This is a genomic window from Flavobacterium tistrianum, assembly GCF_003254545.1.
GTDB lineage: Bacteria > Bacteroidota > Bacteroidia > Flavobacteriales > Flavobacteriaceae > Flavobacterium > Flavobacterium tistrianum.
Map to the genome: position 1 here is coordinate 154,283 of NZ_QJRH01000064.1, position 11,913 is coordinate 166,195.

General features: G+C 34.3%; 11 protein-coding genes. 3 read left to right on the top strand and 8 right to left on the bottom strand.

All coding sequences use genetic code 11. From position 1 onward, the window contains the following. Positions 1–9 precede the first annotated feature (9 nt). From DMB71_RS06720 to DMB71_RS06730, 3 genes are all read left to right on the top strand, one after another. Positions 10–417, top strand: coding sequence for a hypothetical protein (locus tag DMB71_RS06720; RefSeq protein WP_162614791.1), 408 nt, complete (start codon positions 10–12; stop codon positions 415–417). Between the two features lie 157 nt (positions 418–574). Further along, positions 575–2,251 (top strand): aspartate-alanine antiporter, encoded by a 1,677-nt coding sequence (aspT, locus tag DMB71_RS06725; RefSeq protein ID WP_111364751.1) that lies wholly within the window; start codon positions 575–577, stop codon positions 2,249–2,251. Between the two features lie 305 nt (positions 2,252–2,556). Then, positions 2,557–3,489 carry a T9SS type A sorting domain-containing protein gene (locus tag DMB71_RS06730; RefSeq protein WP_111364752.1) on the top strand — a complete coding sequence of 311 codons (933 nt, stop codon included), beginning with the start codon at positions 2,557–2,559 and terminating at the stop codon, positions 3,487–3,489. Between the two features lie 95 nt (positions 3,490–3,584). Here DMB71_RS06730 and DMB71_RS06735 read toward each other — a convergent pair whose 3' ends face one another. From DMB71_RS06735 to DMB71_RS06770, 8 genes are all read right to left on the bottom strand, one after another. Next, positions 3,585–4,031 carry a copper resistance protein CopD gene (locus DMB71_RS06735; RefSeq protein ID WP_111364754.1) on the bottom strand — a complete coding sequence of 149 codons (447 nt, stop codon included), beginning with the start codon at positions 4,029–4,031 and terminating at the stop codon, positions 3,585–3,587. Positions 4,032–4,051: 20 nt separating this feature from the next. Continuing rightward, complete coding sequence (locus tag DMB71_RS06740; RefSeq protein ID WP_239452942.1) at positions 4,052–4,768, bottom strand: anaerobic ribonucleoside-triphosphate reductase activating protein; 717 nt, start codon at positions 4,766–4,768, stop codon at positions 4,052–4,054. Next, on the bottom strand, positions 4,725–4,889 hold the full coding sequence (gene nrdD, locus DMB71_RS22230) for an anaerobic ribonucleoside-triphosphate reductase (protein WP_111364755.1): 165 nt from the start codon (positions 4,887–4,889) through the stop codon (positions 4,725–4,727). The genes DMB71_RS06740 and nrdD overlap by 44 nt, the downstream gene beginning before the upstream one ends. Then, positions 4,870–6,993, bottom strand: coding sequence for a ribonucleoside triphosphate reductase (locus DMB71_RS06750; RefSeq protein WP_111364757.1), 2,124 nt, complete (start codon positions 6,991–6,993; stop codon positions 4,870–4,872). Before DMB71_RS06750 ends, nrdD begins: the two co-directional genes overlap by 20 nt. 14 nt (positions 6,994–7,007) lie before the next feature. Then, positions 7,008–7,739, bottom strand: coding sequence for an iron-sulfur cluster repair di-iron protein (ric, locus tag DMB71_RS06755; protein ID WP_111364758.1), 732 nt, complete (start codon positions 7,737–7,739; stop codon positions 7,008–7,010). 29 nt (positions 7,740–7,768) lie between these two features. Then, positions 7,769–9,283, bottom strand: coding sequence for an L-aspartate oxidase (nadB, locus tag DMB71_RS06760; protein WP_111364842.1), 1,515 nt, complete (start codon positions 9,281–9,283; stop codon positions 7,769–7,771). 28 nt (positions 9,284–9,311) lie between these two features. Further along, complete coding sequence (nadA, locus tag DMB71_RS06765) at positions 9,312–10,244, bottom strand: quinolinate synthase NadA (RefSeq protein WP_111364760.1); 933 nt, start codon at positions 10,242–10,244, stop codon at positions 9,312–9,314. A 333-nt stretch (positions 10,245–10,577) separates the two neighbouring features. Continuing rightward, positions 10,578–11,897 (bottom strand): OmpA family protein, encoded by a 1,320-nt coding sequence (locus tag DMB71_RS06770; RefSeq protein ID WP_162614792.1) that lies wholly within the window; start codon positions 11,895–11,897, stop codon positions 10,578–10,580. Between the last annotated feature and the right edge of the window lie 16 nt (positions 11,898–11,913).

The following is an 11,913-nucleotide window of genomic DNA, read 5'->3' on the forward strand; positions in this document are numbered from 1 at the left end:
GATCGGTATATGAAATGGAGCGTTATTATTTTAATTTCCGTACTATTTTCTTGCAATGAGAAGAACAATGATGTAATTGTAACCTCAGATGATAATTCAGGGAGTTATTTTCGGAGAAAACTCGAGAATAAAAAGCTTATGGACAGTTTGGATTATCTTGTTCTGAGTAAGGGAGATACTTTGGCTTACAATGAATTAAAAGCTATTCATTACATTGGTGAGCATAAGTTTACTGGATTTCTTTATTATGCATTGATAATGTCAAACAAGTATAATTATAAAGTTGCTTCTTTTGATGTTTACGATATTTTAACTACTAATGAGAAATATTTAGATGTAGAAACGAGAAAAATAGCAGATGAATATTTGTTAAAAAGCAAACGATCTAATCCTAATCCTATCATAACAAAGCGTTGATCTCCCTATCGCTGGCGCGAGCGTCTCGCTCGTGACCGCAAAGTTAAGCACGAGCGAGACGCTCGCGTGAGTAGATATGGTTATAATTTGTTGTTTACAAGTACTTTAAGTGTAATATGTTCTTTTTTTGATTAAATTTATCTAAAAAAAATGCAATATGGTTACAGCTATACTTAGAGAACATCCAGAATTGGCACTTTTTTTATGCTTGGCTCTTGGATTTTTAATCGGACGCATTAAAATCGGGACATTTAAAATTGGTGTAGTATTAGGGACTTTATTTGCTGGAGTGCTAATTGGCCAGTTGGATATTGAAATTCCTGATATTGTAAAAACTATTTTCTTTGATTTTTTCCTTTTTTCAACAGGATACAAAGTTGGCCCTCAATTTTTTCAGGGTTTTAAAAAGAATGCATTTCCGCAATTATTGCTCACTTTAGTGATTTGTTTATCCTGTCTATTAGTAGCATATTCAGTATCTACTTTTTTAGGTTATGATATCGGAACTTCAGCTGGATTATTAGCAGGAGCGTTTTCTGAATCAACTGTAATTGGGACAGCTTCAGATGCTATAAGCCACTTAAATCTTGATGATGCAGAAAAAACTAGATTAATTAATAATATTCCGGTAGCCTATTCTGTAACTTATTTGGTAGGAGCAGCTTCTTTTGTTTTTTTTCTTACTGGAATTGCTCCAAAATTGCTTGGTATTAATTTAGTTGAAGAAAGTAATAAACTGGCAGAAACCATTTCAGGAGAAACTGAATATGGTCCAGGAATGAAAAGCGCCTATCAGCGATGGATTATTCGCGCATATAGAATAACCAATGAAAAATGGATTGGAATCAGTATTAGCGAATTTGAGAGATTAATTTCTAACAAGAATATTGTTATTCAGAGGATACGTCATAAAGATCAATTGTTAGATCCGAAACCCGATACTATAATTCATAAAGATGATATACTGGTTATTATGGCGCAGCACGGAATCATTTTAGACAGCCTGTTTTCTATTGGTCCAGAAGTTTTAGATGAAGAATTGTTGAATTTTCCGTTAGCACATCTGGATGTTACAATCACCAATAAAGCAATTGAAGGAATGACAGTAAAGTCTCTTCGAAAAAGCAGTTTTTATCATGGACTAATGCTAAATAAGATAACGAGAGAAAATCATGAAATACCACTTGAGTCAAAAACAGTTTTGAATAGAGGTGATATTTTGAATCTTTCAGGCCGACCTGCAAAACTGGAGGAAGCGGCAAAAGAAATAGGTTATTTGGATCGTTTAAGCCCAGAGACAGATATTATTTTTGTTGGTTTGGGTATCGTACTTGGAGGACTTTTAGGCTTGCTTTCGGTTACCTTATTTGGAGTTTCAGTAACTTTAACAACAAGCGGTGGCGCACTGGTAATGGGACTAGTTTTTGGCTGGCTGCATTCAAGAACGCCAGTTTTTGGCAGAATTCCAGAGCCCGCCTTGTGGATATTTGACAATGTTGGTCTTGCTGCGTTTATTGGACTTGTTGGTCTTGCTGCGGGACCAAGTTTTATTTCAGGTCTTAAAGAAACCGGATTTGGTATTTTGCTTGCTGGTGTGGCTGTTGCCTTAATTCCTCATATCATCGGAATGTATTTTGGAAGATATATATTAAAAATAAATCCAATAATTTTACTTGGCGCGCAAACAGGCGCAGGTACCTCAACAATCGGTTTAAAAGCTGTCCAAGATGCATCAGGAAGCAAATTTCCAGTTTTAGGCTACACTATTCCTTACGCATTAGCTAATATATTATTGACTGCTTTTGGACCAATACTTGTTGGTATGATGTCTTAACATATTAAATCAAATGTAGCCTCTTTATATTTAAAGTTTATCTCTTAACAGCCTTCGGGCTGTTTTTTTGTGGTTTATAGCAACCTTAAGAAAATCAATGATACATTAAAGATTAGAAAAAAGTTTATTGTTTACGGGAAAACGTACAAAATTGTGATTTTATTGAATTATTTTCGTACATATTGTGCTGATTGAAAAGAATATTGCTTTTAACTAAGATGCTTAATTATTATAAATTTTGGTCGGAATAACCGAAACAGCGACCCTAAACTAACTGAAGGTAGGTAAATATAAATTAAATTATTATGAAAAATTTTACTTTTTTTATTGTTTTTTTATTTCTTGTTGCATTTAAAGCAAATAGCCAAGCCACATCAAGTGGTTCAACGTTAACTATTAGCAATGTGGCAGGTACTGTTATTTACTATGAGCATAATATAAATTTAGCTGGAGGGTATATTAGTAGTTCAGGACCTGGAGCGCCATTAAACACTCCTATTAAAATAAAAATTTCATCAGCTGGAACGAGTGTTAATCCCTATTTTGTTACTGGTGAATTAAATGGAGAATGTGATAGCTACTTAGCTGGAAGTATGAATTCCACAAGTACGGAATTTATCACTACTTTAAATAACTGTTGCAACTCTGTAGCTGAAGGATTTGCAAATGGGCTGCGTTTCGGAATTCCAATAAAATGTACTACTTCGAGTCAAGGCAAATGTATCACGTATAATTTTTCTACTAATTGCAATCTATATTGCGCTTCATTTTATATGCAAACAAATGATGCTATATGCAGAACAAAAAATTATACTGCACAAATAGGATTTACAGATGGTACATCAACGACAATTACAATCAATTTTAATGCAAACAATACTGTTTTTTGCTTTGTTAAGCCTATTAGCGGTATTTTATCATCTTCTTTTGCAGGCTGTAACGCATGTAATACAGGCCCAAGCCCTGAAAGGATAGCTGCTACTGCTGACGAAACAGAATCTGACAGTAAGTATAAGATTGTTGTTTCTCCTAATCCAACAACATCTGTAGTAAACTTTACAGGCAAAAACTTAGAAAAATATGTTGTGTCCTTATTTGACTCAGAGGGTAGGGTTTTAATTAAAGATGCTAAGATAACTTCTGAAATTAATGTTGGCAAGTTTATTAAAGGAATATATGTTTACGTCATTACGGATCAAAATGGTTTTAGACAAGAAGGAAAAATTATCAAAGATTAATTTTTGAATAGTAATTGATTTATAATAATAAGCATAGAAAAACAGCCTTAAGGCTGTTTTTTTTTTATTGTATTTGATTTAAGATTTTAGTTTGTTTATATCCCGCCATAACGCAACGTTGACCCCAAAACAAGCATTGTAACACCAATTGAAGTAACAGTTAATATAATAACAGCCATTTTATTGATATTATCTGGTGTAAGTTTTGGAATAACAAAAAATTGTGCGCAAACTGCACAAAAGAAAGTACAGAAAAGCAAAATCAGTTTTATGGAAACTGTTTTCTCAAATCCGCTTGAAAAATGAAACCAGGTTTCTGCTGTTACGCCAAAATCATACGCCATCAAGATTCCCGTTATGATAAGTAAAGCGAGAGAAGACATGCCGAGTTTTTCATATTTCTTTTCAAAATTTAAAATAATTTTAGGGTCTCTTTTCTTAAATGCGGTTGGTAGATAACAAATAGCTAAAAGCAAATGTCCGCCAACCCAAATTGTGGCCGCCAAAAGATGAATTATTAATACAAAATGATGTGAAGTCATAACGTGTTCATTTTGAGTTGTCAATCTCTAAAAATGACTTTTATTTTTGGAGTAGAGAAATTTTTAAGTTCGATTTCTTTTTTTGAATGATCTAGTTTTGAAAGTGTTGGTACATTATTAATGAAATGCTGTACATAATAATTTCCTTCAAAATTTTGTTTTTCTAAGTATTCAATCATTCGAATAAAATCACTTTCAGAAATTAAAGAAGAATGAAAAGTGGTTCGGACTTCAAATTGAATTTTCGATTGAATTAAAAGTTTTAAACTTTCTTCAAATTCAGAAAATAAGCCTGACTGCGTTAGGTGTTTAAAGGTATGAGGAAGACTTTTATAATCTAACGCGACGCAATCAATTAATTGACCACGAATCAGGCTATTCAATATTTTTGGACTGGAACCGTTGGTATCAATTTTAACCGAAAATCCCATTGTTTTGATCTCTTTTATAAAATCAATTATATTTTTGTGTAAAGTGCATTCGCCACCGCTTAAAACCACTCCGTCTAATAATCCTTTTCGAGTTTTAAGGAACGAAAGAACTGAATCAAAATCAATCTTTCCTTTTCCTAAAACAATATCAGGATTGTAGCAGTATAAACACCGCATGTTACAGCCTGCAAACCACACAATGCAGGCTGTTTTATGCGGATAGTCTAATAAAGTAAAAGGTGTGAGGCTAAATATTCCTTTATTAGATAATGGTTTCTTCGAAATGTGTACGCTGTTGGTGTTCACCTTTTTTTCCAATATTAAAACTTTCTACAGGTCTATGATACCCCATTACACGGGTGTAAACCAAACATTTGCTTCTTTGAAATTTGTTTTCTTCTAGAACTTTAAGCGTTTTCGTTTTCATAAGCCAAGTGTTTTTGATTGTTTTTATTGAGTAAAATTTCATCGCATTTTGGACAATATTCATGTTCTCCGTTTAGATAGCCGTGAATAGGGCAGATGCTGAAAATTGGTGTTACGGTTATATATGGCAGTTTAAAGTTGGTTAAAACCTTTTTCACAAAGTTTTTACAAGCTTCTGGACTGCTTATTTTTTCTCTCATATAAAGATGTAAAACTGTACCGCCAGTATATTTGCATTGCAATTCGTCTTGGAGCAATAGCGCTTCAAAAGGATCGTCGGTATGATCAACAGGAATTTGTGAACTATTCGTATAGTATATGTTTTCATTTTGTCCTGCTTGCAGAATCTCTGGAAAGCGTTTTTTATCTTCTTTTGCAAAACGATACGTTGTTCCTTCAGCGGGAGTTGCTTCCAGATTGTAAAGGTTTCCAGTTTCCTCCTGAAATTCTTTCATTCGCAGTCGAATATGATCGAGAATTTCTGTTGCAAAATGAATTCCTGAAGTGTCGGTTATATTTTGTTTTCCTTTAGAAAAATTCAGCACCATTTCGTTCATTCCGTTTACGCCAATGGTAGAAAAGTGATTTCTAAAATTTTTCAAATAGCGCTGTGTGTACGGATAAAGTCCGCGGTCGTACATCTGCTGAATAAAGATTCTTTTCTTTTCTAAAGTCGATTTGGCTATTTGGAGCAACTCATCTAAATGCTCAAATAAAGTAATGATGTTTCCTTTGTGCAAATATCCAAGACGCGCCATATTGATGGTTACCACACCAATACTTCCCGTCATTTCGGCGCTTCCAAAGAGACCGTTTCCTCGTTTTAATAATTCTCTTAAATCGAGCTGTAATCGGCAGCACATACTGCGTACCGCATTTGGTTTATAAGCATCTGGATTTTCGATTCGATTTCCATTTTCATCCAAAAGATATTGGCTTCCAATAAAATTCTGGAAATAAGACGAGCCAATTTTAGCGGTGTTTTCAAAAAGCAAATCTACATTTTCTCCGTTCCAATCAAAATCTTCTGTAATGTTTACTGTTGGAATAGGGAATGTAAATGGCTGTCCGTTTGCATCGCCTTCAGTCATAATGGTGTAATATGCCTTATTGATAAGATTCATTTCTTTTTGAAAATTAGCATATTTTAAATCTATCAATTTTGAAACGCCTCTTTTTTTAGCTTCTTCAATCAGATTTTCATCAGTAACTTTTAGAAATAAATGTTCGTCATTTCGAGTCGGAATCTGTTCTTTTAAATCTTCTGGAACATTCCAATCTAAAGTGATATTCGTAAAAGGCGATTGTCCCCAACGTGCAGGTACATTTAGATTGTAAACAAAACTTCTGATTCCTTTTAGCACTTCTTCATAAGAAAGCTGATCTTTAAAAACATAAGGAGCCAAATAGGTGTCAAAAGAACTGAAAGCTTGAGCGCCTGCCCATTCGCTTTGTAAAATTCCTAAGAAATTAGCCATTTGGCCTAATGCTTCTCTAAAATGAGAAGGAGGTCTGCTCTCGACACGGCCGCGCACGCCGTTAAAACCTTCATTTAACAGCACACGCAAGCTCCAACCAGCGCAGTATCCGGTAAGACAATCCAAATCATGAATGTGTATGTCGCCATTCCTATGAGCAGAACCTTCTTCTTTATTATATATTTTATCCAGCCAATAATTGGCGATTACTTTTCCTGTGGTATTACTGACTAGTCCCGCATTTGAATACGAAATATTCGCATTAGCATTAATTCGCCAATCTGATTGGTTTATGTATTCTTCGACAGTTTGTGTACTGTCTATATAAGTGGTATCATCGTTTAAACCATTAATATGTTCTCGCTGTAATTTTCTCGTATGGCGATAAATTATAAACGAACGCATGGTCTGGAAATATCCGTTTTCAAAAAGCACTCTTTCAATCATGTCCTGAATTTCTTCTACAGGCCACGAGTATTTTGCCTCAAGACCAGAAAGAATAGTTTTAAATATTCTCTTGTCTACTGGTTTATTGACGCTCTCAAAGGCTTTTTGAATGGCATCCTGAATTTTATAAGCTTCAAATGGCTTATAATCTCCGTTGCGTTTGATTACATATTTTTCCATGGTTTTGATTTTATTTAAGACACTTTTTCAAATGTTTTTTCAAGCTCAATTGCTTTTGGAAATAGGATATTGTTTTCCAAATGAATGTGCTTTTTTAAATCTTTATCAAATTCTTCTAGCATCAGAAAAGCTACTTTATAAGTATTGCATGAATCAACAGGCGGCGTATAATTATTGGTTAAAGCTGCAATTCTTTTAAAACGCTGTGCTTCTGTAATATGATCATCTTTTAAGGTTACAATTGGAGTTTCGATAGATAAAAAAGGCGGTGTTTCTAGTTCTGTACCTTTACTGTGAGCGGCTTTCATTTTTTTAATAAAAGGAAAAACAACCAATTCTTCTCTTTTCATATGAACCGTCAGATCTAAATACGATTTTGAAAAAATAGTATGAATTTCATGAAGCTCAGGATGAATCGCACCATGAACGCTGCATAATTTATTTAAATACTCCAAAATAACAGGAGATTTTTCTTCTACATATCTGTGATGGGTTTTGGTTATATAATCTGCAATCATATCTGCCGTCCAGTTTTTATAATCAAAAGATTGATTGGCAGAACTGTTTTTTGCTTTTTCAATATGCTCGATAAGAACACTTTCTTCAATATTCCTTTTTTTGCAGACTTCTTCGATAGTTCGATGTCCCTTGCAGCAAAAGTCAATATGGTATTTTGTAAAAATGGCTGCTGTTTTGAAATCATCTGCCACGATTTCACCAATGGTTGTTTTACTTGTTAGTTTCATAATGATTGGGGTATAGATTATTTATGGTTTTAGCATATTTTTTGATCTTCAGCAGCTTTACATTGTTTAATGATTAACAAAGAAGCGGCAATCATATTTGAAAATTCAATAAACGGAATCGTAATTTCGTGTGCTTTTGTAAGCGAAACAGCATAATTATGAAGCTCTTTTATTTTTTGAAAAGCTAACTCAGCATCACGTTCTTCACTTGTGTAGAATGTGGTAACCAATTTTTGCAATTCTTTTTTAAGGCTTTCAAAAGCAAGGTAATCATCAATATTATGAGCTTTCGGAAACTTCGGAATTAGTATTTGGGATGAATAAATAAATTTTGCAATAGTTTTATCGACATTTTCTGAAGCTTGATGTGCAAAGACCAGACCTTCAAGAAGAGAGTTTGATGCCAGACGGTTTTTACCATGAAGTCCTGTTCTCGCGCATTCCCCAATTGCGTAAAGATTTTTTATTGAGGTAACTCCGCTCTGATCCACTTTAATTCCGCCGCATTGATAATGTGCCGCAGGAACAACAGGGATTAAATCTTTTTCAGGGTAGATTCCTAACTCGTTGCAATGTGCTGTGATGACTGGAAATTGATTTGCAAAAGCTTTCTGATCTAGATGTCTGCAGTCTAAATAAACATGATTTTTTCCACTTAATTGAAGCTCTTTACTGATGGCATTAGAAACCATATCTCGTGTAGACAATTCGCCTCGGATATCATATTTAAATAAAAATCTTTTTCCCTCTTCATTTACAATATGAGCGCCAAACCCCCTAACAGCTTCAGAAATTAAAAACAGCTGATTTTCTTTACCTGTATACAAAGCCGTTGGATGAAACTGAATATATTGCATGTCAACAATTTCTGCACCTGCACGAGCTGCAATTGCTAGTCCGTCACCTGTTGCAATTTTCGGATTTGTGGTGTTTTCAAAAAGCTGACCGCATCCGCCAGTGCACATAACAATTGTTCTTGCTCGGATGTATTTTATGCGGTTGTGTTTCTTTTCAAAGAAAAAGGCTCCGGTACAAGTCGTTTTAGCTTTTTTTGTTTCGGTATTTAAATCAATGACCATATGATTTTCTAAGAGTTCAATATTGGACATTTTCTTGATGATTTTGAGCAGTTTCTGCTCTATTTCTTGTCCGGAGCTATCTTTATGATGTAATATTCTATGCTGTGAATGTCCGCCCTCTAAACCTAAATCCCATTGGCCTTTTTCATTTTTGTCAAAAGAAGCTCCTATTTCAATTAATTCCTGAAGTCTTTCAGGAGCTTGTTTAATGACCATATTGACCACTTCTTTATCGCATAAACCGCCTCCCGAACGAAGCGTATCATGTATATGTTTATTAAAACTGTCTTTTATAAGGTCTGTCACCACAGCAATACCGCCTTGTGCCAGTGTTGTATTGGTGTTTTTAGCTGCTTCTTTCGTCATTATAACAATGGATAGATCTGGGCGTTTTTTTGCCGTTTTCATAGCAAAAAATAATCCCGAAATACCAGAACCGATGATAAGTATATCTGTTTTAAGCATGTTATTTTGATTTAAGGTTATTGCATTTTTATGATAGTGCAAGCATTCTTTCGATAGGCTTTAAAGCTTGTATTCTCAGCTCATCTTTAATTAGCATTTCTGGTCTTTCGTTTTTAAGGCACAAATACAGTTTTTCGAGTGTATTCATCTTCATATAAGCACATTCGCTACAAGCACAGCTGTTGTCATCTGTGGTAGGAGCCGGGATCAACGTTTTATCAGGTACAGCTTTTGCAAGCTCATGCAGGATACCGGCTTCTGTGGCCACAATGAAAACGGCAGCAGGATCCGTTTTAATGAAATTAATAATTCCCGAAGTCGAGCCAATGTAATGTGCTGCTTTTAAAATATGGTCTTCAGATTCAGGGTGTGCTGCAATTTTTGCAGTTGGGTTTTTGTTATATATTTCTATTAATTTGTCTAATGAAAAGGCTTCGTGCACAACACAAGAGCCTTTCCATAAGACTAGTTCGCGTTTGGTTTCTTTCTGTAGATATTTGCCTAAATTTTCATCTGGAGCAAATATGATTTTTTGTTCTACTGGAATAGATTCGATTATCTTTTTGGCATTTGCTGATGTGCAGACTAAATCGCTCATAGCTTTTATTTGTGCAGAACAGTTAATGTAAGTAACCACAATGTGATCGGGATGCTGTTCTTTAAACAATTTAAATTCTTCTGGCGGACAGCCGTCAGCAAGTGAACAACCAGCATTCCAATCGGGCAAGACCACTTTTTTGTTTGGGTTTAAAATTTTTGCGGTTTCTGCCATAAAATGGACTCCAGCAAAAACGATGATATCTGCATTTGTATTTTGAGCTTTTTTTGCCAGTTCAAGACTATCACCAATAAAATCTGCTATTTCCTGAATATCCTCATCTTGATAATAATGAGCCAGGATAATGGCATTTTTTTCTTTTTTCAATCGGATTATTTCCTGTACTAAAAAGTTCTTGTTCATATTTTTTTTGAATCTTTGGCTTCACTAACCTATAAAAGTGATGGATGTTTATCTTTTAAGATTGTATAAAAAGTATGTTTTAATACATAATTTTAATAGGGTAAATATATTATCATCATTTTTTTCAAAACATGATTCTAATCATACTGTTTAATTTTTGTTTTTTTATATTACGCGGTTACAGATTTTTAATGTTGAAGTATAATTTTCATTTTGACATCTTCCTTAAAGGTGTAGAAGATGGATTGTGATTGAATTGTTTTTAAAAGAAAAAGCATGATAAAGAGAACTAAGCTCTTTATCATGCTTTATGCAATTGTAGAATTAAAAAAATTATTTTGCGTCTATCAGCGTAAGTGAAACTCTTCTGTTTTGAGGTTTATTCTCTGCTGGAGTATTTGGAACTAAAGGTTCGCTTTCTCCTTTTGAAAATAGATGCATACGGTTAGATTCTATTCCTTTATTCTGTAAATAATCTGAAACTGCCTGAGCTCTTTTCATTCCAATTTCAAGATTGCGTTTTTCAGTTCCTATATCACAAGTATATCCAGTAATATTCAGATCTGTATCTTTATTCGATTTTAGAATTTTAGCAATTTCATCTAATCTTGAAGCCAATTCTGGAGTTACGCTCGTGTTTCCAATTTCTTGAAATGCAAGAGGCTGTTTTTCGATATAATTGCGTTCCTCTGTAGTCAATTCTTTTTTAGCAGGTGGAGTTTCTGCAACCTTTTGCTGTACAGGAACCTCTTTCTGAATTGGAGCTCTTTCTGTCTGAGTAAAAGTTTCTTCTTTCGCCTTTACGGGTTCTGGTTTGTCTTTAGCTAATGAAAAACCTAATTTTAATTGAATACCAGCAGATAGATAACGGCTTTCCTGAACGATTCTGCTATTTCCAATTGTGCCGTTTGCCTGAATATTGTCAAGTCCGTTCGGATTGTAAGCTACAATATTGGTATTTGGAGTTTCTTTTGCCAAATCTGTTAAACCGTAATCAACGTATAAACCTGTATAAAGCTTTGTTTTTTCTGCTAGTTTGAATGTTAGACCAGTTTCAAAACTTAACATAAAAGCTGGATCTAAGCTTACAGTTGTTTTATCCTGCCAATTGGTTACTTTTCCGAATCCGTGAGATGGTAAATCGTCAACCAAAAGATTTACATCAGGATAGTAGCCACTCAGCTGTAGTTCAGAAGCTGAAGCTTTTACAGTTTGTTTTCCCGGGAACATAATTTTTCCTCCAAATCCGAAATACAATTGTGTCTGAGAAGCAATTGATGTTCTATATTGCATCATTAAGGGAATTGCAAAACCAATAAAGTGCTGATCTTCTTTGTAATTAGTAGGGGTTACTCTATACTCAAATGCAGAAGTTTGATCATCGACCTCATAAGTTGAGATTGTAGTTCCGTTATTTAATTCAAAACTATTTTGATTGTAAGTGACATCAACCCCCGTTGAGATTCCCCAGTGGTTGCTGAAGAAATAGGTGTATCCAACACCTATTCCTCCGCCAAATTTTAGTTTACCGTCTCCGATATTGCTATCATAAAGAATTCCAGACGGACCGCCGTTAATTTTAAAATTAATTTCCTGTGCTTTTATCGAGACGCTAAACAGTGTTAGTATAGCTATAATCGTTTTAATCTTCATTGCGTGTAATTTTAAA

Excerpts from the sequence above, each read along its gene's own strand:
- DMB71_RS06720 (WP_162614791.1), top strand. The coding sequence starts at position 10 with ATGAAATGGAGCGTTATTATTTTAATTTCCGTACTATTTTCTTGCAAT.
- nadA (WP_111364760.1), bottom strand. The coding sequence starts at position 10,244 with ATGAACAAGAACTTTTTAGTACAGGAAATAATCCGATTGAAAAAAGAA.
- nadB (WP_111364842.1), bottom strand. The coding sequence starts at position 9,283 with ATGCTTAAAACAGATATACTTATCATCGGTTCTGGTATTTCGGGATTA.
- DMB71_RS06770 (WP_162614792.1), bottom strand. The coding sequence starts at position 11,897 with ATGAAGATTAAAACGATTATAGCTATACTAACACTGTTTAGCGTCTCG.
- DMB71_RS06735 (WP_111364754.1), bottom strand. The coding sequence starts at position 4,031 with ATGACTTCACATCATTTTGTATTAATAATTCATCTTTTGGCGGCCACA.
- nrdD (WP_111364755.1), bottom strand. The coding sequence starts at position 4,889 with ATGAAAACGAAAACGCTTAAAGTTCTAGAAGAAAACAAATTTCAAAGA.
- DMB71_RS06750 (WP_111364757.1), bottom strand. The coding sequence starts at position 6,993 with ATGGAAAAATATGTAATCAAACGCAACGGAGATTATAAGCCATTTGAA.
- DMB71_RS06730 (WP_111364752.1), top strand. The coding sequence starts at position 2,557 with ATGAAAAATTTTACTTTTTTTATTGTTTTTTTATTTCTTGTTGCATTT.
- aspT (WP_111364751.1), top strand. The coding sequence starts at position 575 with ATGGTTACAGCTATACTTAGAGAACATCCAGAATTGGCACTTTTTTTA.
- ric (WP_111364758.1), bottom strand. The coding sequence starts at position 7,739 with ATGAAACTAACAAGTAAAACAACCATTGGTGAAATCGTGGCAGATGAT.